Annotated in this window: 21 protein-coding genes; 10 read left to right on the forward strand and 11 right to left on the reverse strand. The window is 74.3% G+C overall.

Features of this window, described 5'->3' with window-relative positions; genetic code table 11:
- Positions 1-45: 45 nt before the first annotated feature.
- The gene (locus tag BM158_RS22070; RefSeq protein ID WP_191328533.1) at positions 46-345 is read left to right on the forward strand and encodes a hypothetical protein; all 300 of its coding nucleotides are present in this window, start codon (positions 46-48) and stop codon (positions 343-345) included.
- Between the two features lie 6 nt (positions 346-351).
- Here the strand turns inward: BM158_RS22070 and BM158_RS12435 are convergent, their stop codons facing one another.
- Both BM158_RS12435 and BM158_RS22445 read right to left on the reverse strand, forming a co-directional pair.
- Positions 352-987 (reverse strand): hypothetical protein, encoded by a 636-nt coding sequence (locus BM158_RS12435; RefSeq protein WP_091559117.1) that lies wholly within the window; start codon positions 985-987, stop codon positions 352-354.
- An 84-nt stretch (positions 988-1071) separates the two neighbouring features.
- Entirely contained in the window at positions 1072-2262 is a 1191-nt protein-coding gene (locus BM158_RS22445; RefSeq protein ID WP_229827438.1) for a helix-turn-helix transcriptional regulator, read from the reverse strand.
- Positions 2263-2383: 121 nt separating this feature from the next.
- Here BM158_RS22445 and BM158_RS21795 point away from each other — a divergent pair, with 121 nt between their 5' ends.
- Positions 2384-2560 (forward strand): hypothetical protein, encoded by a 177-nt coding sequence (locus tag BM158_RS21795; protein ID WP_165628920.1) that lies wholly within the window; start codon positions 2384-2386, stop codon positions 2558-2560.
- A gap of 21 nt (positions 2561-2581) precedes the next feature.
- Here BM158_RS21795 and BM158_RS12445 read toward each other — a convergent pair whose 3' ends face one another.
- The gene (locus tag BM158_RS12445; RefSeq protein ID WP_091559122.1) at positions 2582-3106 is read right to left on the reverse strand and encodes a tetratricopeptide repeat protein; all 525 of its coding nucleotides are present in this window, start codon (positions 3104-3106) and stop codon (positions 2582-2584) included.
- Positions 3107-3216: 110 nt separating this feature from the next.
- Here BM158_RS12445 and BM158_RS12450 point away from each other — a divergent pair, with 110 nt between their 5' ends.
- Positions 3217-3771, forward strand: coding sequence for a hypothetical protein (locus BM158_RS12450; RefSeq protein WP_091559126.1), 555 nt, complete (start codon positions 3217-3219; stop codon positions 3769-3771).
- Positions 3768-4694 carry a hypothetical protein gene (locus tag BM158_RS21530; protein WP_131802036.1) on the forward strand — a complete coding sequence of 309 codons (927 nt, stop codon included), beginning with the start codon at positions 3768-3770 and terminating at the stop codon, positions 4692-4694. The genes BM158_RS12450 and BM158_RS21530 overlap by 4 nt, the downstream gene beginning before the upstream one ends.
- Positions 4695-4820: 126 nt before the next feature.
- Here BM158_RS21530 and BM158_RS12460 read toward each other — a convergent pair whose 3' ends face one another.
- Positions 4821-6548, reverse strand: a complete 1728-nt coding sequence (locus BM158_RS12460) for a DUF429 domain-containing protein (RefSeq protein WP_091559132.1) — start codon at positions 6546-6548, stop codon at positions 4821-4823.
- A 72-nt stretch (positions 6549-6620) separates the two neighbouring features.
- Here BM158_RS12460 and BM158_RS12465 point away from each other — a divergent pair, with 72 nt between their 5' ends.
- The 3 genes from BM158_RS12465 to BM158_RS12475 are packed head-to-tail and all read left to right on the forward strand — an operon-like array spanning position 6621 to position 11345.
- Positions 6621-7583 (forward strand): GGDEF domain-containing protein, encoded by a 963-nt coding sequence (locus BM158_RS12465; RefSeq protein ID WP_131802037.1) that lies wholly within the window; start codon positions 6621-6623, stop codon positions 7581-7583.
- Positions 7580-8554, forward strand: a complete 975-nt coding sequence (locus tag BM158_RS12470; protein WP_091559139.1) for a sensor domain-containing diguanylate cyclase — start codon at positions 7580-7582, stop codon at positions 8552-8554. Before BM158_RS12465 ends, BM158_RS12470 begins: the two co-directional genes overlap by 4 nt.
- A gap of 49 nt (positions 8555-8603) precedes the next feature.
- Positions 8604-11345: an MGH1-like glycoside hydrolase domain-containing protein gene (locus BM158_RS12475; protein ID WP_229827437.1), complete on the forward strand. Its 2742-nt coding sequence runs from the start codon at positions 8604-8606 to the stop codon at positions 11343-11345.
- Positions 11346-11359: 14 nt separating this feature from the next.
- Here BM158_RS12475 and BM158_RS12480 read toward each other — a convergent pair whose 3' ends face one another.
- Positions 11360-12274 (reverse strand): DUF5996 family protein, encoded by a 915-nt coding sequence (locus BM158_RS12480; RefSeq protein WP_207506516.1) that lies wholly within the window; start codon positions 12272-12274, stop codon positions 11360-11362.
- Positions 12275-12461: 187 nt separating this feature from the next.
- Here BM158_RS12480 and BM158_RS12485 point away from each other — a divergent pair, with 187 nt between their 5' ends.
- On the forward strand, positions 12462-13136 hold the full coding sequence (locus BM158_RS12485; RefSeq protein ID WP_091559147.1) for a nuclease-related domain-containing protein: 675 nt from the start codon (positions 12462-12464) through the stop codon (positions 13134-13136).
- 67 nt (positions 13137-13203) lie between these two features.
- On the opposite strand, the gene BM158_RS12490 is transcribed toward BM158_RS12485, so the two are convergent.
- Complete coding sequence (locus BM158_RS12490) at positions 13204-14124, reverse strand: SDR family oxidoreductase (RefSeq protein WP_091559151.1); 921 nt, start codon at positions 14122-14124, stop codon at positions 13204-13206.
- An 87-nt stretch (positions 14125-14211) separates the two neighbouring features.
- Between BM158_RS12490 and BM158_RS12495 the strand changes: the two genes are divergently transcribed.
- Positions 14212-14778, forward strand: coding sequence for a TetR/AcrR family transcriptional regulator (locus BM158_RS12495; protein WP_091559155.1), 567 nt, complete (start codon positions 14212-14214; stop codon positions 14776-14778).
- Positions 14779-14932: 154 nt separating this feature from the next.
- On the opposite strand, the gene BM158_RS12500 is transcribed toward BM158_RS12495, so the two are convergent.
- Genes BM158_RS12500 through BM158_RS12520 form a run of 5 tightly spaced genes read right to left on the reverse strand, consistent with a single transcriptional unit; the run spans position 14933 to position 20258 of the window.
- Positions 14933-15769 carry a class II fructose-bisphosphate aldolase gene (locus BM158_RS12500; RefSeq protein WP_091559158.1) on the reverse strand — a complete coding sequence of 279 codons (837 nt, stop codon included), beginning with the start codon at positions 15767-15769 and terminating at the stop codon, positions 14933-14935.
- 3 nt (positions 15770-15772) lie between these two features.
- A complete protein-coding gene (locus BM158_RS12505) occupies positions 15773-16705 on the reverse strand; it encodes a DMT family transporter (RefSeq protein WP_207506518.1) in 933 nt (310 codons plus the stop codon).
- Positions 16706-16742: 37 nt separating this feature from the next.
- Positions 16743-17720 carry an N-acetylglucosamine kinase gene (locus tag BM158_RS12510; RefSeq protein WP_091559164.1) on the reverse strand — a complete coding sequence of 326 codons (978 nt, stop codon included), beginning with the start codon at positions 17718-17720 and terminating at the stop codon, positions 16743-16745.
- A 49-nt stretch (positions 17721-17769) separates the two neighbouring features.
- A complete protein-coding gene (locus BM158_RS12515; RefSeq protein WP_091559169.1) occupies positions 17770-18930 on the reverse strand; it encodes an SIS domain-containing protein in 1161 nt (386 codons plus the stop codon).
- On the reverse strand, positions 18927-20258 hold the full coding sequence (locus tag BM158_RS12520) for a D-tagatose-bisphosphate aldolase, class II, non-catalytic subunit (RefSeq protein ID WP_229827436.1): 1332 nt from the start codon (positions 20256-20258) through the stop codon (positions 18927-18929). Before BM158_RS12520 ends, BM158_RS12515 begins: the two co-directional genes overlap by 4 nt.
- 60 nt (positions 20259-20318) lie before the next feature.
- Between BM158_RS12520 and BM158_RS12525 the strand changes: the two genes are divergently transcribed.
- Positions 20319-21074, forward strand: a complete 756-nt coding sequence (locus BM158_RS12525; protein ID WP_091559173.1) for a GntR family transcriptional regulator — start codon at positions 20319-20321, stop codon at positions 21072-21074.
- Positions 21075-21079 lie beyond the last annotated feature (5 nt).

The following is a 21079-nucleotide window of genomic DNA, read 5'->3' on the forward strand; positions in this document are numbered from 1 at the left end:
CTACCGTGCTGGCGCGCGGCCCGCTCGACCGCCAAGGTGTGCGCCATGGGCAAGCTGATCGCCGTCGTCGTCGTCCTGGTGGTCCTGGTCGTGCTGTTCCGGGCCTACCAGCGCAGCCGCGCCGCCGGCCCGACCACCGCGCGCCGCGCGTCGTCCGACGGGGGGACGGCGGCCTACGGCGGCACCACCTGGTCCGACGGGGGCGCGGACTCCGGGCGCCACTCCGGCCACCACGGCGGGTACGACGGTGGAGCGGACGGGGGAGCCGACTCCGGCGCCGGGGGCAGCGACGGCGGCGCCGGCGGCGGTGGGGACGGCGGCGGTGGCGGGGGCGGCAGCGACTGAGCCCGGTCAGCCGGTAGCGACCCGGGTGCCGAACCAGCCGATCGCAGCGGTGACGGCGGTCTCCAGCAGGTAGCCCGGGACGGTCGGCAGCAGCTGCGAGGCCACGACCGCGCTCAGGGCAGCGGGCGGGAACCAGGGCGGCGTCGTCCGCGCCCGCCACGCCACGAGCAGGCCGAGCACCGCCCCGACGGCGATCACCGCCATCGACCCCAGGATCGTGGGCAGCAGCAGGTCCATGCGGCCGTTCAGCGCGTCGACCAGGTCACGGCCCTGCTCGGCCGGCAGCACCGCCGGGTCCACGGCGAGGACGAAGGGCAGCACCTCCGCGGTGATGACCAGCCCGAAGACCACCCCGCCCAGCCCGACCAGCAGCGCCGACACCCACGCCAGCACCGTGCCGCGACCCAGCAGGACCAGGAACACGGCAGTGGCCACGAACGACACGGTGTAGCCCGGCCCGCCGACGTACAGGTTCATCCACCAGTAGCCGGGGCGGGCGGCGTCCGCGGCGGTGACGGACCCCTCGAAGGGGCCCTCCCAGACCGAGAAGACCAGCCGCGCGGCGAGGGAGACCAGCAGCAGGCCGAGCAGGACGACGGCCGCCCGGGGCGGCGCGGAGCGGGCGGTGAGCGTGGTGGGCACAGGACCTCCTGGGGTCGGTGGTGGTCCCACCAACCTCGGGCCCGCGAACCTGCGCGCGCATCGGTGCCAGCACCTATTCGCAGGTCAGGAGGTGTGCTGCAGCCAGATCCGGGCCGCCTGCACCCGCCGGTTGGTGCCGCCGTCCTGCCCGAGGTCGAGCTTCGCGAACACCGACCGCAGGTGGGCGTCGACGGTCCGCTCGCTGATCACCAGCTGCGCCGCGATGCCCGCGTTGCTCGCCCCCGACGCCAGCAGCCCGAGCACCTCGCTCTCGCGCTGGGTCAGCCCCGGGACCCGCGGCGCGGGCACGGGTTCGGGTGCCGGCTCGAGCGCACGGGCCAGCCGGCCGCCGCCGACCCACCCGCCCACCACGCAGACCAGCGCCACCGCGGCGACGGCGACCGCGGTGCCCACCGGGGGCAGCGCCACCGCCAGCAGGGTCCCGGTGCCCAGCACGACCAGGACGGCGGCCGCCACCGCGGTGCCCCGGACCGCGAACACCGCCCCCTTCGCCGCCGCGACCGCGCACCAGGCCGCCGCCGCCGCCGATCCACCGCCGAGGGCGACCAGGAACGCCACCGACCCCAGCTCGGGCTCCACCGCGCCGGGGTCGCGCGCCACCGCCAGCAGCAGACAGAACACCACCACCAGCGGTGCGGTGACCGTGCCGGCGGCCGCCGTGCCCAATCCGGCGCGAGCCGGCCCCGTCGAGGTGACCGCCGCCCGGCCGAGCCTGGCCGGCAGCAGGAGGAGAGCCAGCCCGGCCGCCACGGTGAGGACGGCGCCGAGCGGGGCCAGGGCCGTCGTCCAGGCCTCGGGCGCGATGGTGGCTACGCCGCGGAACGGGTCGGACGCATGGGTCAGCAGCAGGGCGCCGAGCGTCGCCGCGGTGAGGACGACGGCGACGACGCGGGAGTCCCACGCCCTCGTGCCGGTGCGCCGGACGGCGGCTGCCGCGGTCAGCTGGGCCAGCGCCAGCGGCGGGATCCACGCGCAGCCCCACACCGCGACGGCGACCGGGTCGCGGCTGCTCACCGCCCACACCGCGGCGAGCAGGTAGCCGACCAGCGAGGCGGCCAGCGCCAGCGCGAGCCGGCGGGCGGGGCCGTCCAGCCGGTCGGCGGCAGCAGCGGCGACGACCGCCCCGGTGGCGAGGCCGAGCGCGCCCACCGGGTCGGTGGCGAAGCCGGTGTCGCCGGCGACCCGGAGCGCGACCAGGCCCAGGACGCCGGCCGCAGCGGTGCCCGCCACCAGCCACGACGCCCGGGTCAGCACGGACGACAGCGTGGCGGGTCCGGGGCTCCGTGGACAAGGTCACCCGACCCGTTGTGCATGACTGATCATGCTTCGGGCAAGGTGTCCTCTCCACGACGTCTTCGAGAACAGGAGCGCGAACATGGCGAAGACCGCCAAGAAGAAGGTCCGCAAGGCCGAGTCCAAGCTGAAGAAGCTGGTCGCCGCGATCAAGGACAGCGGTTCGAAGAAGGACCGCAAGCGCGCCGAGAAGGCCGCGAAGGCTGCTCGCAAGGACGCCAAGAAGGCCCGCAAGGCCTGGAAGAAGTCCAGGAAGTAGTGCGGGCGCCTGCCCCCGGGCTCACTCCGGGGGCAGGCCCATCGCTGCGCGGATGCGGGCGCGCGTCTGCAGCAGCTGGGTGGAGGCCTCGACGTCGATCTCGTCGTCGGCGTCCAGGTCGATGCGGTTGAGGCCGATGGAGGACCAACGGAGCGCCTGGTCCGGGTCGCCGGCGGTCTCCCACACCTGGGCCATCGCGTCGCAGTCGACGACCGCGGGCCGCGACCGCCGGATGTCGTCTGCCTCGTCCCTCGCCTCGTCCACCCGGTCGGCCGCCAGCAGGACGGCGACGATGGAGCAGCGGACGTCGGGCGTGGTGGGTCCGGTCTGCTGCGAGCGACGCAGCACCTCGAGCGCGGCCTCGGTGTCGCCGGCGAGGTCGAACTGCCAGCCCGCCTCGGCGAGGAGCTCGGCGGTGGTCGGCTCGTCGTCGGGGTGGACCTCGGTGGCCCACTCCAGGACGGTGTCCGCGGCCTCGCGGTGACCGGCCTGGTCGCGGTGGGCGGCGAGCTCGAGCAGGTCGTCGTAGGTCAGCGGATCACGCACCGGATGAGGCTAGCCGTCCACAGGCGGGTCCCGTCGGGCGGCTGACCTGCATAGACTCCCGCGGACCGGTCGTCGAGGATGCGGGGGCAGCTGTGCGGCGTGGAGCGTGGGTGGCCGGGTTCGCTGCTCTGCTGGTGCTCGCCGGGTGCTCGGAGCCGTCGCCGGCGAACGACACCCTGCCGACGGCGGGGTCCACGTTGGCGTCGCCCACCTTAGAGCCGCTGGGTCCGGTGGACTTCCCGGTGCCGGACGAAGCCCGGGAGCAGACCGAAGCCGCGGCCGTCGTCATGGCGAAGTACTACGTGGATCTGTCGTTCTACACCGCTGAGTCGTTGGACCCGTCCTGGATGGAGCAGCTGAGTCAAGCTTGCGAGAACTGTCAGGCTGACATCGAGTCCTACTCGGCCGACCGGGCTGCAGGAAACCAGTTCAATGGCGGCGATGCCGTGGTTCAGGCTTTTTTCGACCGGGCTATCAGCGATTCGGAGATGAGTGTTGGTGTCGCGGTTGACCGCGCGGCATTCCAGGTCGTCGGTCCAGCTGGTGAACCTCTTGACGGTCGCGAAGTTCCTGCCCAGCGTTTGAGTGGGGGGCTGACGCTCTCCTGGGATACGAGTCGCAGCGTTTGGCTGACCACCTCGCTATACCTAGAGCAAGCCTCGTGATCCGACGGCTGCTCATGGTGGCCGCGATCGTCGGCAGCTCGGTCGTGTTTGGCGCCGGCGCAGCCCTGGCTTGCGGAACGATCAACAACCCGTGTCCACCGCCAACCGAGGTCGCGGCCGGACCGGGCACGTTCGACGTCGCCTCATTGATCGACGCCCCAGGCGGTGTGCTGCTGGCCTCGAATGCGGTGCCCAACCCATGGCCCGCGTACCGCTACCGACTCATCAGCGCATGCCAAGCAGCGGATGACGCTGGCAACGGTTGCCAGGCCGGCCTCGTCTGCGAGCCGGTTGACGGTCGCGTTATCCAGTACCTGGTGGCACAGCGACAAGCCCTGGTTCAGCCTGCGGAGGTAGCGGTCGGCGATGCAGCGAATGACGCGGCGCTCGCGGCAGGACTCACACCTGGCTCGAGCAGGTCGGGCTACCTGGCCTATCGCGAAGGATGCGTCGATATAACGGAGCTCAACCCGGCGCCTACGCCGGAGGAGGTGTTCCGGTACTTCCAGCAGCTGCCGCTGCCGCAGCTGAGCACCGTCGTCCAGCCCCCCGGCGGGACCGTCCTGGTCGGGCTGCCGACGATCTTCTACACCGACGCGCCCGTGCAGCAGGTGTTCACCGTCGACATCCGGGGCTTCGCCGTCGTCATCACGGCGGTCGCGCAAGGGTTCACCTGGCACACCGGTGACGGGGGAGCGGTCGTCACCTCCGACGGCCCCGGCGTGCCCTACCCGGACCAGACGGTCACCTACGACTACACGTCCGGCAGCTACACGACCTACCTCACGGTCACCTGGGGCGGCACGTTCACCGTCGACGGCAGCGCCCCGCTCGAGGTCGCCGGCACGACCACCACCGACGGTCCCGCCGTGCAGCTCACCGCCGTCGAGGCCCGCGCCGTCCTGACCAACCCCTACGACTGACCTCGACGCCCCCAGCCCCGGACCAGGCGTCATCTGACGGTCAGCGACCACAGTCCGCGAGAAGTGGTCGACAACCGTCAGATGACGGTCAGCGGCCGCACCGCGAGCAGCGGCAGCGGCGGCGGCTCAGCCGGCGAGCTTGGCCGACCGCGCAGACAGCGCGTCGCGCCGGTGGGCGTTGCCGTGCAGGTCCACGTAGCGCTGCCCGAACCCCGCCAGCAGGGCGTCGTCCAGCCGCCGCACGGCACCGGGTGGGTACTTGTAGCCCATGCGGGAGGCGATCCCGCCCTCGTCGGCCGACCGCAGCACCTCGCCCAGCTCCACCAGCGACGTCACGCCCAGCTCCAGCAGCAGGCCGGAGATCCAGTCGTAGTGGTCCGGCCGCGACCAGCCCGCGTCGGCGTACTGCCCGGCCAGGAACGCGGCCAGCTCGCGCGGGGCGATCCGCGGGTCGTCGGGGTCGTCGTCCTCCGACTCGACCGACAGCGGTGAGCGCAGCCGGTCGCGGATCGCGGTGAACTCCTGGTCGGCCAGCTCCAGCAGGCCGGCGGCCAGGGTGAAGCGGCGGTCGAACTCCGACGCGTGCTCGGCCGGCACGGTGCCCTTGTAGCGGATGTCGTGCTCGAACTCCGCCCACGCGTGCTGCAGCACCGTGCGCACCTGCACCTGCACCCGCCGGTCCACCAGCGCCGGCCACTCCCCGGCGCGGGCGGCGTCCAGCCCGATCTGCAGGTGCCGGCTGGCGTAGCCGAAGCGGCCCTCGCGCGCGGTCACCGACCCCATGTCGCGGTCGTCGTGCACCACCACCTGGTCGGCCAGCAGCTCGGCCACCGCCACCACGTCGCTCTGCACGTACAGGATCACCCGCACCCCGACCGTGTCGCCGATGTCGCGCACCGGGTCCGGGTACAGCCGCACCCCGTCGACCTCCCGGGTCACCTTCTCTGCGTAGGACGCCACCGTCTTGGCCCGCCCGGCGATGGACAGGTAGTTGATGCCGGCCTCGTCCAGCAGCCCGGTGACCAGCGCCAGGGCCTCGGCGGCGGCCTGCACCGTGGCCGGGTAGCCGTCGGCGTAGTCCTGGATCGCCCGCTGCGCCGGGTCCACCGCGGCGGCCGGGGGCGGGCCGGGGACCAGGTCCGGCGGCAGGGAGGGCGTCACGATCGCGCCCTCGCCCGCCGTCCCGTAGATGGTCACGTCGTCGGGCCGGCGGACGGCGACGAGCGCGACGTAGGCGCACACCACGGCGTCGACCTGGTCCTCTACCCGGCGCAGCTCGCTCTTGCGCACGGCTGTCTCCACCGCCGTGCGCAGCACCGTCCACGCCTCGCCCAGGTGCAGCTCCGGCACCGCCTCCAGGTGACCCATGAGCACCAGCAGCTCGGCGCGCATGCCGTCCAGCGTCCGGCCCGGCTTGTTCTTGTACTTCAGCGTCCGGCCCAGCCGGAACAGCGCCACCGTCGCCGCGTGCGGGTACACCTCGATCGCCCGCCGTGGCCGGCCCGAGCGCGGGTCGAGGTCCAGGCCCAGCCTGCGCACCAGGCGCCCGCCGCGGGTGTCGCCGTCGGTGAACTCGGGCTTGCCCTGGTTGGTCGGGTGCGCGCCGGCCTGGAACTTCGCGAAGTCCGCGTTCAGCTCCCGCTCGGCCCGCCGGTTGCCGGTCGCGTTGGTCACCACCAGGGGCGCGTCCACTGCCACCACGCACGGCCCGCTCGTGTACGGCTCGAGCGCGGCGAGCACCTCGTCGTCGGTGCGGACGGCGGAGACGTGCAGCAGCCGGCCGCCCTCGTCGAGCACCGCGGTGCCGGTGGGCTGCTTGAGGCCCCAGGCGAGGTCGATCCCGATCAGGTGCACGCGTCCACCCTGCCCCACCCGACCGGGGGAGGGGACGTCAAGCCCGGCGGGCGCGCCGCCGACACCGGGTGCATGCGCGGGACAACGGCCGCGGGTGCGGCCAGCCCCCGCGTGATGGTCGAGACGCTGGCCGTCTTTTACGCGGCCGGGACCGTGCTGGGGGTGCTCATCGCGCTCGAGGCCGACCTCGACACCGCCCGCCGCGTGGTCGCCGCCGTCGCGGTCGCCGTCGGCACCGTCGGCACCGCCGTCCTGCTGCTCGTCCGCGACCGGGTGCCGCGCCGGCTGCTCGACGGACTGGTGGCGCTGGCGACCGTCGTCGTCGGGGTCGGCGTGCTCGTCCCGCCGCAGCCGGCCACCGCCGTCGCCGTCGCCTGGCTGGCCTCCCTCGCCGTCGTCGACGCCTGCTACTTCTTCACCCCGCGCGCGGCCCGGGCCCACCTCGTGCTGGCCGCGGTCTGCAGCAACGGCGCGCTGCTGCTGCGCGGCGACGTCGCCGTCTGGACCGTCCTGGCGCTGGACTGCGTGCTCGTCGCCCTCGCCGTGGTCACCCGCCGGCTGGCCGCGCGCGCCTCGGGCGCTGACCTCGACCCGCTCACCGGCCTGCCCAACCGGCGCAGCCTCGACGACCGGCTCCAGCAGCTGGTGCGCGGTGACCGGGTGGTGTCGGTGGCCCTGCTCGACCTCGACCACTTCAAGGAGATCAACGACACCGCCGGCCACGAGGCCGGCGACCGGGTGCTGCTGCGCGTGGCGGAGGAGCCGCGGCGGGTGCTGCCGCCCGGCGCGGTGCTGGCCCGCCAGGGCGGCGACGAGTTCGCCCTGCTGCTGCCCGACCTGACCGGCCCCGAGGCCGTCGTCGTGGTGTGGCGGGTGTGCGACGCGCTGGCCGGGATCGGGCTGTCCTGCGGGGTGGCCCAGTACGAGCCGGGGGAGTCGGTGGCCCAGCTGGTGCGCCGTGCCGACGGTGCGCTGTACGCCGCCAAGGCCGCCGGCCGCGGCCGGGTCGAGCTGGCGACGGCGGTGCGCGCGTGAGGCGGCACCGCGCACCCGAGGTCGCCACCTCGCGGGTCATGGCCCAGACGCTCAGCCTCTTCTACGTCCTCGGCGGCACCTGCGGGCTCGTCGGCGTGCCCGGCGGGGACCCCGACCCGGCCCGCCGGTGGGCGATCGTGGCGCTCGGCAGCACCGCCGTCGTCTCCGGGCTGGCCCTGGCCCGCTGGGGGGCGGCGGCCCCGCGCGGGTTCTTCCACGCACCCGTCGCCGCGGCCACCGTGCTCATCGCCGTCGCCGCGCTGATGGCCCCCGGCGAGGTGACGGCCCTGGTCGTCGGCGCGATCATCCTGTTCGTCGGCGTCGACTCGTTCTTCTTCTTCGCCCTGCCCGGTGCGCTCGCCCAGCTCGGCCTCGCCGTCGGGCTGATCACGGCGGCGCTGCTGACCCGCGGCGACGTCCCGCCCACCACGGCGCTCGCCCTGGACGTCGTCCTCGTGGCCATCGGCGTCGTCACCCGGCGGCTGGTCGCCGAGGCCAGCCGGGCGAGCACCGACGGGCTGACCCGGCTGGCCAACCGGCGCGGCTTCGACGAGGCGCTGGCCGAGCTGGTGCGGCCCGGCGCCGTCCTGTCCGCGGCCCTGCTCGACCTGGACCACTTCAAGCAGGTCAACGACACCGGTGGCCACGCCGCCGGGGACGAGGTGCTGCGGCAGGTCGCCCGCACCTGGCGGCGGGCGTTGCCGGCCGGCGCCGTCCTCGCCCGGCACGGCGGCGACGAGTTCGCGCTGCTGCTGCCGGGCTGGACCGGAGCGCGGGCCCTGGAGCTGGTCCGGCGCCTGCGCACCCTGCACCCGGGCATCGGCATGTCCTGCGGGGTGGCCCAGTTCCGCGACCGGGAGACCGCGGCCCAGCTGATGCGCCGGGCCGACCAGGCGCTGTACGCCGCCAAGGCCGCGGGCCGGGGCCGCGCCGAGCTGGCCGGCGGGACCCGCGAGTCCGTCGGCGGCTGACCGCGCCGGTCAACCCGATCGTCACCTGGGCGTGGCAGCCTGTCTTCCCGTGCCACCGACACGCCCCCGCGTCCCCAGCGTCAAGGACATCCCGGTCGCCCCGCCGCCGGGACCCCAGGACGCCGTCGACCCCCGCAGTGCCGAGCACGCCCGGCTGGCCGAGTCCACCGACCAGAACTCGCCGTGGCGCATGTGGGGCCCCTACCTCGCCGGCCGGCAGTGGGGCACCGTGCGCGAGGACTACTCGGCCTCCGGCGACGCCTGGGCCGGGTTCCCGTTCGACCACGCCGTCGCCCGCGCCTACCGCTGGGGCGAGGACGGCCTCGGCGGGTTCTGCGACCGGTACGGCTTCCTCAACTTCTCCGTCGCGCTGTGGAACGGCAAGGACCCGATCCTCAAGGAGCGGCTGTTCGGCCTGACCAACGGCGAGGGCAACCACGGCGAGGACGCCAAGGAGCACTGGTGGGCCGTCGACGGCACCCCCACGCACTCCTGGGTGCAGTGGCTCTACCGCTACCCGCACGCCGAGTACCCCTACGCGAAGCTGCGCGAGGAGAACGGCAAGCGCTCGCGGATGGAGCGGGAGTACGAGCTCGCCGACACCGGGGTGCTCGACGAGGACCGGTTCTTCGACGTCCTGGTCACCTACGCCAAGGCCGACCACGACGACATCTGCATCACCGTCTCCGCGACCAACCACGGCCCCGAGGCCGCGCCGCTGCACCTGCTGCCGCAGACCTGGTTCCGCAACACCTGGTCGTGGGGCGGGGACAAGCGGCAGGGCCACCTCACCCAGTTGCTCGCGCCCACCCTGACGGCGTCCGGGCTGGAGGCGGTCGAGGCCGAGCACGGGTTCCTGGGCCGGTACTGGCTGTGCGCCGAGGGCGCCCCGACCGTGCTGTGCTGCGACAACGAGACCGACAAGGTCACCCTGTTCGGCGCGACCCGCAACGAGAGCAAGTACCCCAAGGACGGCGTCAACCGGCGCGTCGTGCACGGCGACAAGAGCGGCATCAACCCCGCCGACTCCGGCACCAAGGCCGCGTTCTGGTACCGCTGGGACGCCGTGGCCCCAGGCGAGACGGTCACCGTCAAGCTGCGGCTGACCACCGACGAGCCCTACGACGGCATGTTCGACGAGGAGTTCGACGCCGTCCTCGCCGCCCGCCGCGAGGAGGCCGACGCCTTCTACGCCACCGTCATCCACCCGGGCCTGTCCGACGCGGACCGGCACGTCGCCCGCCGCGCCTACGCCGGCCTGCTGTGGACCAAGCAGCTGTACCGCTTCGACGTCTCCCAGTGGCTGGACGGCGACCCCGACGTCCCCGCGCCCGCCGACCGGGCGAAGAAGGGACGGCGGAACACCACCTGGCGGCACGTGGCGCTGGCCGACGTCATCTCCATGCCCGACGAGTGGGAGTACCCCTGGTTCGCCGCCTGGGACACCGCCTTCCACACCATCCCCCTGGCGCACGTCGACCCCGACTTCGCCAAGGAGCAGCTCGTGCTCATGTGCCGCGAGTGGGCCATGCACCCCAACGGGCAGCTGCCCGCCTACGAGTGGGCCTTCGGCGACGTCAACCCGCCGGTGCACGCCTGGGCGGCGTGGCACGTCTACCGGATCGACGGCTACCGGGACCGGGAGTTCCTGGTCCGGGTGTTCACCAAGCTGCTGCTCAACTTCTCCTGGTGGGTCAACCGCAAGGACGCCGACGGCTCCAACGTCTTCGAGGGCGGCTTCCTCGGGATGGACAACATCGCGCTGTTCGACAGGTCCGCGCCGCTGCCGCCCGGGTACCGGCTGGAGCAGTCGGACGCGACGAGCTGGATGGCGTTCTACTGCCAGCAGATGTTCAAGATCGCCCTGGAGCTGTCGCGCTACGACAAGGCCTGGGACGGGACGGCGACGAAGTTCCTCGAGCACTTCCTGTCGATCGCGCAGGCGATGAACTCCTTCGGCTCCAGCGAGGTGTCGCTGTGGGACGAGGAGGACGGCTTCTTCTACGACGTCCTGGTCGCCCCCGACGGCACCGCGCAGCCGATGCGGGTGCGCTCGATGGTGGGGCTGCTGCCGATCCTCGGCGTCACCGACGTGCCGCACTGGATCACCCAGGAGGTCCCCGACGTCACCGAGCGGCTGCGCTGGCTGCAGCGGCGGCGCCCGGAGCTGGTCTCACCGCTGCGCAGCCGGTCGGCGCCCGAGGGCCGCAAGATGCTGCTGTCGCTGGTGGACCAGGAGCGGCTGCGCCGGATCCTGACCCGGATGTTCGACACCGAGGAGTTCCTCTCCCCGTTCGGCATCCGGTCGCTGTCGAAGTCCACCGGCGAGGTGATCGCCAAGGTCGGCGGCCGGGACGCCCGGATCGAGTACGAGCCGGGGGAGTCGCGGACGGCGCTGTTCGGCGGCAACTCCAACTGGCGCGGGCCGGTCTGGTTCCCGGTGAACGTGCTGCTGGCCGACAAGCTGCGCACGCTGGGCCGGCACTACGGCGACTCGTTCACCATCGAGCTGCCCACGGGGTCGGGCAACCACTGCACGCTGGTGGACGCCGCGGACCTCATCGACAACGGGCTGACCGCGCTGTTCCGCCCGGTCGGCGGCAAGCGCCCCGCCGACGGCGACCGCATCGAGTCCTCGGACTCCCCGCTGTGGCGCGAGCACCCGACGTTCAGCGAGTTCTTCGACGGCGACACCGGCGAGGGCCTGGGCGCCACCCACCAGACCGGCTGGACGGCGCTGGTCGCCCACCTGCTCAACCCGCGGCTGCCCCCCGACCCGCGCTGGAGCTGAGGGCCGCCCGGGGGTCAGCGCGTCGGGTCGGTGACGCCGTCGGTGCAGGCCAGCCCGGCGACGTCCCAGCCGGCCCGGCTCGCCCCGGCGGTGTAGGCCGCCTCGTAGAAGGCCAGCACCGCCGCGCGGGGGTCGGGCGCGCTGCGGGCGACGTCGTAGGGGAGGACGGCGAGGTGGCTGGCGCCGCGGGCCAGCCACGTCGCGCCCTCGGGCAGCGGCTCGGTCTCCAGCCCCGCCGGCTCGGGCGCGGTGTAGGAGTAGAACGCCGGGTCCGGGTAGGTGGGGTCGCCGAACCAGAACCCTGAGCTGACCACCTCGCGCGAGTAGGCCTCGCGGGTGACCGGGTCGGCGTCGGGCTGGTGGACGACCCGGTCGGAGAACCGGGTGAGGGCGATGTCGAAGGTGTGCCAGAAGTGGTGCACCGGGCTGGTCTTGCCGGAGAACCGGCCGGCGAACTCCTCCAGCACGATGTTGACCTGGCTGAGCACCTGCCAGTAGCGGGTGACGGCCACCGGGTCCCACGACGCGTGCTCGGTGTCCTCGGCGAAGGGCCGGTCGGCGTCGGGCAGGTCGAAGGGCCGGGCACCGGCGATGTCCACGTCGATGCTCAACGTGCTCAGCGCTGCCACCAGGTCGGCGTGCACGTCTGCGACGGACCGGCGCAGCAGCGACGTCGACACCCGCCGCCCGTCGACGGTCGTCACGTCCAGCCGGTGGTCGACCAGATCCAGGTCGATGGCGAAGGTGGGGTCCAGGCCCATCGGTCGGGTGGTGATGCCCCGGCCGGTGACGTGGAAGGGCACGTTCCACCAGTGGTTGCGGCGGGGGCTGGCCAGCAGCCGCACCCGGCCGACGACCTGGGCGACCCGGTGCACGGTGGCGAGGGTGTCGGCCCAGCCGGCGTAGGGGATCGGGGGGAACAGCTCCACGGGTGCCTCCATCGCGTCGGGGTCCCGAGCCTGCCACGCCCCGAGTCGCCTGCTCGCCGTCCCTCGTCAGGGTGCCCGCGGACAGGAGGACCTTCTGGGTTCGAAGCGGTTCCGGTAGTCAGGGAGGATGCAGAACCAGGGCGGTCCGGTGCGGCGGTCACCGACGGGGCGCATCCCGCAGTGGGCCATGGACGAGGCGATCCGCACCCACCGCACGGTGTTCCCGCAGGCACCTCCCCCGCCGTCCTCGTCAGCGGACCTCCTCCTCACCGCCCCCGGGGCTGCCGCCCGTTCCCGGGCAGTGGAGCTGACGGTCGGCCACCCCTTCCGGTCGACGCTCGCGCGCTTCCTCGGCGTCCGGCGGCCGGAGCACTCCTGGCAGGCCGGAGCCCGGGGTGAGGAGCTGGTCGCGCGGGAGCTGGCTCGGCTCGGCCACCCATGGACGGTGCTGCACAGCGTGCCGGTCGGACGTCGCGGGTCCGACATCGACCACGTCGTCCTCGGTCCGGCCGGCGTCTTCACGCTCAACAGCAAGCACCACCGCGGGGCCCGGATCCGGGTCGACGGTGACCGGGTGTGGGTCAACGGGCAGTACCAGCACTACGTCCGCAACAGCCGGCACGAGGCCAACCGGGCTGCCCGGTTGCTCTCGGCTGCGGTCGGGTTCCCGGTCCCCGCGCAGGGCGTGGTGGTGCCGGTCGGCGCCGCCGCGTTCGACGTGCGGCGGCAACCGGTCGACGTCCAGGTGGTCAACCGGGCCCGCATCCGCCGGTGGCTGTCCGGCCAGCCGCGGGTGTGGTCCGACGCCCAGCTCGCCCTCGTGGTCCAGGTCGCTCGTAGCTCCGCGACCTGGGTGAGGTGAGACCGGTGTGCAGTTCTCGGGGCGGTGGAATGCGATCCGACCCCGGGAACTGCAGACCCGTGGGACCTCAGCGGGTGTAGTGGCCGGCGCGGACGTCCTCGAGCAGGGTCGGGCCGGTGGGTGCCCAGCCGGTGAGCTCGCGGGTGCGCGCCGACGACGCGGGGCTGTCCAGGCCGAGCATCGGGGCCAGCCAGCCCAGGGCCTCCGGTGCGTCGGCGGCGGGCACCGGCACCACCGGGACGCCGAGCTGCTCGCCGAGGGCCGCGGCGATGTCGCGCGTGGCCACGCCCTCCTCGGCCGCGGCGTGCAGCACCGACCCGGCCGGCGCGGACTCCACGGCCAGCCGGAACAGGCGGGCGGCGTCGTCCCGGTGCACGGCCGGCCAGCGCGCGGCGCCGTCGTCGACGTAGCGGGACACCCCGCGCTCGCGGGCGGTGGCGGCGAGCGTGGAGATGAACGCACCGGGCGGGTCGCCGGCCCCGTGCACGGTGGGGGAGAGCCGGACGACGACGCTGCGCACGCCCCGGTCGGCCAGCGCGACGGTGGCCCGCGCGGTCTCCTGCCGGTGGTCGAGCAACCCGGACCCGGTCCTCTCCGCGACCAGGCCGTCGGTCTCGGTGGCCGGCCGGCCGGGGGAGACGCCGAGCAGCCCCGAGGCGATGACCAGGGGCTTGCCGGTACCGGCCAGCGCCTCGCCGAGCGCGTCGACGACGGCCCGGTCGGCGAGCGCGGCCTCGGTCATCGCGCCGCTGAACGCGAGGTCGTGCCGGAAGGCGAGGTGGACGACGCCGTCGGAGTCCCGGGCGCCCTGGCGCAGGGTGTCGAGGTCGTCGAGGGAGCCGCACAGGACGTCGGCGCCGGCGTCGGTGAGCGCGGCGGCCGAGGCGCCGGACCGGGCCAGGCCGGTGACCCGGTGGCCTCCGGCCAGCAGCTCGGGCACGAGGGCGGAGCCGATCCAGCCGGACGCGCCGGTGACGAGGACGTGCATGGGGATGACCTCCGGGCGAGTGATGACAGTGACTGTCATTGACGCTAACACCCGATGTCAGTCGCTGTCATCAGTAGGCTCGGGCGCATGGGTCGCTGGGAGCCGGATGCGCGCGGCCGCCTCCAGCAGGCGGCCATGGAGCTGTTCGTCGAGCACGGCTACGAGCGGACGACGACCGCCGACATCGCCGCCCGCGCCGGCCTCTCCGAGCGCACCTACTTCCGGCACTTCCCCGACAAGCGCGAGGTCCTGTTCGACTCCACCCACGCCCTCGACACCCTCGTCGTCGAGGGCATCGCGGCCGCGCCCGCCGACGCCGCCCCGCTGGACGCCCTCGCCGCCGGGCTGCGGGCCGGGGCGGCGATGCTCCACGGCCTCGGCGACCACGCCCGCGCCCGGACGGCGGTCATCGCCTCGCAGGGCGAGCTGCGCGAGCGGGAGCTGGCCAAGATGAGCGGGCTGGTCGCCGCGTCGGCCGCCGCGCTGGTCGAGCGCGGCGTCGGCGAGGCCGCGGCGCTGCTGTCCGCCGAGGCGGGCGTGGCCGCGTTCCGGGTGGCCTTCGACCGCTGGGTCGCCACCCCCGCCGGCCCGCCGCTGCCCGACGTCGTCGACGCCGTCCTCGCCGAGCTCCGGCAGGTCGTCGCCCCCGCCTGACCTGCCCCCGGGCGCCGACCGTGCAGCTACGGCCCCGCTGAGGTGGTGCGGCGGGCGCTCGCTGCACGCTCGGCGCTGCCCAGTGCACTGCTGCGGTGGTCATCGGACGCTGGTGACCACCGCAGTCGTGCACTCGCCGCGGGCGGGCGCAGCCTCAGACGGCGGCGTAGAGCTCCAGCAGCCGCTGGGCCTCCGAGCCGGCGGCGCGGGCGCCGGCGGCGGTCCAGCGGCGGGTGTCGGCGAGGTCGGGGTCGGCCTGCAGCAGCCGGCGCACCTCGGCGGTGAAGACCCGGTTGAGGTGGGTGGCCACGTTCACCTTCACGATCCCGGACCGGACCGCGGCCACCAGCCCGTCGTCGGAGACCCCCGACGACCCGTGCAGCACCAGCGGCACCGGTACGGCGTCCGCGAGCCGGGCCACGAGGTCGACGTCGAGGCGGGCACCGCGGTCGGCCATCGCGTGCGAGGAGCCGACCGCCACGGCGAGGAGGTCGACGCCGGTGGCGGCGACGAACGCGGCGGCCTCGGCCGGGTCCGTGCGGGCCGTCGGTGCGTGCGCGCCGTCCTTGCCGCCGACCTCGCCGAGCTCGGCCTCGACGTCCACCCCGGCGGCGTGGCAGGTCCGCACCACCTCGGCGGTGGTGGCCAGGTTGTCGCCGTAGGGCAGCGTCGAGCCGTCGTACATCACCGAGCTGAAACCGAGGCCGACCGCGGCGTGCACCAGGTCGACGTCCTCGGCGTGGTCCAGGTGCACCGCGACCGGCACGTCGGAGGCCCGGGCGAGCGCGAGCACGCCGGCGGCGTAGGGCTCGAGCCCGCCGTGGTGGCGCACCGCGTTCTCCGACAGCTGCAGCACGACGCCCACCCCGGCGTCGCGTGCGGCGGCCTCGTACGCGCGGGCCTGCTCGAGGTGGACGACGTTGAACGCGCCGAGCCCCCGCCCGTGACGTCGGGCGTCACGGGCGAGGGCGGCGGTGGAGACCTGCGGCACGGATCAGACCCGGGCGCCGGGCGTGACGCCCCGCTCCTGGACGACGGCGCCCTCGGCGACGGACTCCCCGCGCTTCTCGTCGCTGTAGACCATCAGCGTCGAGCCGACCAGCGCCAGCACGATCCCGATGGCGGCCGGGACCGACGGCAGGGTCTGGTAGAAGGCCAGCGACAGCAGGATCGTCAGCACCGGGGCCAGCGCGTTGGTCGTCGGCGCCACGATCGAGGCCTTGCCGCGCGAGAGCGCCATGACCAGGAACAGCGCGCCGACGGCGTTGAGCAACTGGGTGCCGGCGGCCAGGGTCGGGGCCTGCCACGGGGCGCCCGAGGGCAGCCCGCCCATCATCAGCAGTGCGACCGGCACCAGCACCAGCCCGCTGATGGTCATCCAGCCGAAGGTGGTGCCGTCGTTGACGCCGAGGGTCGCCGCCTTGCGCATGAAGAAGGCCTGCACGCCCCAGGCGACGCAGATCAGGATCGCCAGCAGCAGCCACGGGCCGGTGCCCTCGGTGCCGTCGGAGCTGGAGATGCTGAACATGACGACGGCGACCAGCGCGAGCACCACGCCGACGACGGCGAGCCGGGTCAGCCGCTCGCGGAGCAGGACGACGGCCAGCAGCACGGTGATCGCCGGGGACAGCGCGATCAGCGGGAAGATCAGGTAGGCGGGACCCATGGTCAGGGCCTTGAACAGCAGCAGCTGCCCGCCTGCGCCGGTCAGCCCGATGGCCAGCCCGTAGCCCGCGGCGACGCCGCGCTTGTCCCAGGTGCTGCCGCGCAGCGCGAAGAAGGCCGGGATGAGCATGGTGAACGCCCAGATGACGTAGACCATCTCGTCGGGGTAGCCGTAGTTCGCGGTGGGCAGCCCGGAGAACGCGCCCCAGACCCCCCAGGACAGGACGAGCAGCAGGGCGTAGGTCATCCAGCTCCGGCTCACGCCGGCTCCGGCCGTGGTGGACGACATCGGTGTCTCCTCAGGCAACTGCGGTGGTGGGGTGGGTGGACAGCCGCGACACGGCGTCCGGGTCGACCGGGTGGCCGGCCAACCGCGCGGCGTGCAGCGCAGCGCCGAGATCGGGGGCGAGCAGCGGGCGGCGCAGCTCGACCGGGTCGCCGAGGGCGCCCAGCCGGCGCGAGAAGGCAGCCAGTAGGAGCTCGGCGTTCAGCGCACCGCCGGAGTAGGAGACGGGCATCGGCAGGTCGGACGGCCAGCCCAGCCGGAAGCGGGTCGCCGACACCAGCAGGGCAAGCTCGGCGCCGGCCTGCTCGACGATGCCCAGGCAGACCTGGTCCCCGGCGCCGGCCGCGGCGACCACCGGCCGGCACAGGGCGGCGATCTTGCCGCGGTCGCCGTGCCAGCGGTTGAGGACGACGTCGACCAGGTCCAGGTCGGCGGTCAGCCCCAGGTGCGCCCGCAGCAGCTCCAGCAGCGGCCCCGGCTCGGCCCGCCCGTCGGCCATCCGGCTGAACGCGGCGAGGCCCTCGCGGGCGATCCAGTAGGCCGACCCCTCGTCGCCGAACAGCTCGCCCCAGCCGCCGACCCGGGCTCCGCGGCCCAGCCGCTCGCCGTAGGTCATCGAGCCGGTGCCGCTGATGACGTTGACGCCGTCGACCGCGCCGAGCGACCCCGCCCAGCCGGCCACCATGTCGTTGTCGCAGCGGTACCGGCCGTGCCCCAGGACGGCCGCAGGCGCGGCGTCCAGCGCCGGGACGTCGCCGCTGGCCTCGCCGTAGCCGGGCATGCCGAAGAAGGCGTACTCGACGTCGGCCGGGGTTGCCCCGGCGTCGGCGCAGACGTCCCGCACGGCGGGGGTCAGCACCTCGCCGACCAGCTCCAGGCCGGTCGCGAAGTAGTAGATGGACGGCGCGGTGCGCCGGGCCAGGACCTCGCCGGTCCCGTCCACCAGGCACAGGGCGGTCTTGGTACCGCCTCCGTCGACACCGAGGAACACGGTGCCTCCTCTCCGGCGACGTCCTCGTCGCCCGTGGGTGGGGCTGCGGTCAGTCGGCGAGCGGGTGCACGGTCACGCCCTGCACCACGCGGTTGACCTCGCCGTCCGGGAAGGGGTTGTCCGGCGTGCGGCCCGCGGCGAGCGAGCAGGCCAGGCCGATGAGCTGCGGTACCGGGGCGGCCGCGACGGCGAGCAGGACGTCGCCGAGGTCGTCCACGCCGGGGACGGCGAACCGCGGCCCCGGCGTCGTCGGGTCGGGCTCGTCGTCGCCGTCCACCACGTGGACCTGGCCGGCGCCCAGCTGCGCCCGCAGCTCGCGGACCAGGTCCAGGTCGTAGGCGCGGGTGTGCCGGTCGGTGGACAGGTAGACCACCACGACGGTGCGGGCGTCGAGCACGGCCTTGGGTCCGTGCCGGAAGCCCAGCGGGCTGTCGGAGGTCACGGTGATCGCGCCGGTGGTCAGCTCCAGCAGCTTGAGGGCGGACTCCTCGGCCAGGCCCTTGAGCGAGCCGCTGCCGAGGTAGACCACCGAGCGCGGACCGGTCGCGGCCAGCGCGTCGGCGACGGGGCCGGCCTGCGCGACGACCTTGCGGCCGGCGGCGACCAGGCGGTCGACGCCGTCGCCGGGCAGGTCGCCGGCCAGCGCGAGCCAGGTGCCGAGCACCATGCAGGTGAAGCTGGAGGTCATCGCGAAGCCGCGGTCGTTGGACGCGGCCGGCATGCCCAGCACCAGCGAGCGGTCGGCGGCGGCGTGGTCGCGGGCCAGCCGGCCGTCGGCGTTGCAGGTGACCACCAGGTGGTGCACCTCGGTGAGGCACTGGTCGGCCAGCTGCGTGGCGGCGACGGACTCGGGGCTGTCGCCCGAGCGCGCGAAGGACACCAGCAGGGTCGGGACGTCGGCGGCGAAGCACTCGCGCGGGGCCGACACGATGTCGGTGGTCGCCACCGCCTCGACGACCCGGTGCAGCCGGCGGGAGAGCGCGGGTGCCACCACCTGGCCGGCGAAGGCCGACGTGCCCGCGCCGGTGAGCACGATGCGCAGCTCGGGGCGGGCCAGCAGCGGACGCAGGAACGCGTCCAGGTCGGTGCGGCGGTCGGCCACGATGCCGGCGACGGCGGCCCAGAGGTCGGGCTGCTGCGCGATCTCGCGGGCGGTGGCGCCTGCCCCGGCCGACTCCAGGTCGGGCAGGGTGTCGAGCACGGTGGTCATCGGGTCTCCTCGATCGGGGTGGCGCGGGTGCGGCAGGCCGTCGCGTAGCCGCGGAGCACGTCCTGGACGGCGTCGACGACGAGGGCGGCGGGGTCGGCGGGCAGCCGGCCGGCGCGCACCCGGGCGTGCTGCACGGGCAGGTGGGCCGACAGGAGGGGGAGCGGGACCGTGCGCCGGCGCAGGTTGGCCATCAGTTGCTCGGTCGCGGCCTCGACGCGGGGGTCGGGCCAGTAGTAGCGGGCGCGGTCGCTGTAGGAGTAGCGCCGGGCCAGGTGCTGCGCGGCCTCGTCGCCCTCGTAGTAGCCGCGCCAGTGGTGCGGGGCGTCGAGCATGACCTGCTCGAGCACCTCGGGGAGCCGGGCCTGCTCGGCCTCGGGGACCAGCTCGCGCTCGACCTCGCTGAGCGCGAAGAGGGCCTCCCGCATGGCGAAGGTCAGCCACGGGCCGACCTTGAGCACGGCCCAGTGGTCGGCGACGAGGGAGCTCAGCGCCTCGACGGTCTGGTAGTCGGTGGAGTGGGCCTCGAAGACCATGGCCGGCTCGTCGGCGAGCACCTCGCGCAGGGCCGCCGTCCGGTCGCTGCGGTAGTCCACGACCTGCAGGGCGTCGAACTCCACACCCGGCTGCACGACCAGCGCCATGACCTGCGGCCAGACGTGGTCGAGGCCACGGGCGGCGAACGCGGCGCGGTGCGCGGCGAGGGTGGCGCGGGCGGCGTCGGCGTCGGTGGGCCGCAGGTCGTGCAGCTCGTGGTCGGCCCCGCCGGGCACGGGGACCTCGGTGCCGACGACGTAGCGCAGCGCGCCGGCCGCGCCCACCTCGGCGGCCGTGGCCTCGGCGACGGCGAGCAGGTCGGCGGCCCGCTGCGAGACCAGCTCGTCGGTCAGCGGCGAGGGGTCTCCGGCGCAGGGGTAGGAGCAGTCGAGGTGGATCTTGCTGAACCCGGCCCGGACGTAGGCCGACACCAGGTCGCAGGCCTGCGACATCGCGTCGGCCGGGGACGAGGAACGCCAGCGGTTCGTCCCGAGGTGGTCGCCGCCCAGCAGCACGCGGTCGCGGGGCAGGCCGCAGGTGTCGGCGAGGCCCAGGACGGCGTCCCGGAAGTCGGCGGGCCGCATGCCGGTGTAACCGCCGTGCTGGTCGACCTGGTTGGAGGTGGCCTCGACCAGCACCACGGTGTCGTCCTCGACGGCCTGGCGCAGCGCGGCCTCGAGCACCCACGGGTGGGACGAGCAGACGGAGGTGATGCCCCGGACGTCCCCGCCGTGCTGTGCGCGCACGAGGTCGTCGAGGACGGCGGCCGTGGTGGGTGACGTGGTGTCGATCACGCATCCGACGCTAGGGCGACCGAGCTGGACCTTTCTTGGGTCAACTGGTATGAAACTGGTATGGACCGTGCAGCCGGGGCCGACCTCGTCCGCCGCGGCCGCACGCTGCCGCAGCAGACCGCGGAGCGGCTGTGGTCTGACCTCGTCGCCGGTCGAGCCAGGTCGGGGGACCGGCTGCCCAGCGAGCGGGCGCTGGCCGACCGCTACCGGGTCAGCCGGGTCACCGTGCGCAGCGCCCTGGCCAGCCTGGCCGACCGTGGTCTGCTGTCGGTCACCCCGGCCCGGGGGTGGCAGGTGGAGGTCGACACCGGCCCGGTCGGGGAGGACGTCGGGCACACCGTGCAGGGGTTCGCCGACTACGCCGCCGAGCGTGGTCTGACCGCCCGCAGCGCCGTTCTCCGCCAGGTCACCCGGGCGGCCACGGTGAGCGAGGCCGACCGGCTGCAGATCGCCCCGGGGGCGCCGCTGTTCGAGATGCGCCGGCTGCGGTTCCTGGACGACGTGGTGGTGGCCGTGGAGCACAACCGGCTGCCGCTGGCCCTGTGCCCGGCGCTGGCGACGACGGATTTCCACGCCGCGTCGCTGTACGCCGTGCTGCGGGCGAACGACCCGCCCCAGCTGCCCCGGGTGGCCGACTACTCGGTCGAGGCCCGCTACGCCACAGACGAGGAGCGGGTGCTGCTGGAGATCGAGGGCGAGGTGCCGATGTTGGTGGCCGACCAGCTCACCTACAACCAGCAGGGCCGGGCGCTGGAGTGGACCACCCAGGTCTTCCGCGGCGACCGCTACCGCTTCCGTGCCTCCATCACCGACTGACGCCC

This window comes from Klenkia taihuensis (assembly GCF_900112525.1).
Classification (GTDB): Bacteria; Actinomycetota; Actinomycetes; order Mycobacteriales; family Geodermatophilaceae; genus Klenkia; species Klenkia taihuensis.

Excerpts from the sequence above, each read along its gene's own strand:
- BM158_RS22070 (WP_191328533.1), top strand. The coding sequence starts at position 46 with ATGGGCAAGCTGATCGCCGTCGTCGTCGTCCTGGTGGTCCTGGTCGTG.
- BM158_RS21795 (WP_165628920.1), top strand. The coding sequence starts at position 2,384 with ATGGCGAAGACCGCCAAGAAGAAGGTCCGCAAGGCCGAGTCCAAGCTG.
- BM158_RS12465 (WP_131802037.1), top strand. The coding sequence starts at position 6,621 with ATGCGCGGGACAACGGCCGCGGGTGCGGCCAGCCCCCGCGTGATGGTC.
- BM158_RS12485 (WP_091559147.1), top strand. The coding sequence starts at position 12,462 with ATGGACGAGGCGATCCGCACCCACCGCACGGTGTTCCCGCAGGCACCT.
- BM158_RS12490 (WP_091559151.1), bottom strand. The coding sequence starts at position 14,124 with ATGCACGTCCTCGTCACCGGCGCGTCCGGCTGGATCGGCTCCGCCCTC.
- BM158_RS12495 (WP_091559155.1), top strand. The coding sequence starts at position 14,212 with ATGGGTCGCTGGGAGCCGGATGCGCGCGGCCGCCTCCAGCAGGCGGCC.
- BM158_RS12515 (WP_091559169.1), bottom strand. The coding sequence starts at position 18,930 with ATGACCACCGTGCTCGACACCCTGCCCGACCTGGAGTCGGCCGGGGCA.
- BM158_RS12525 (WP_091559173.1), top strand. The coding sequence starts at position 20,319 with ATGGACCGTGCAGCCGGGGCCGACCTCGTCCGCCGCGGCCGCACGCTG.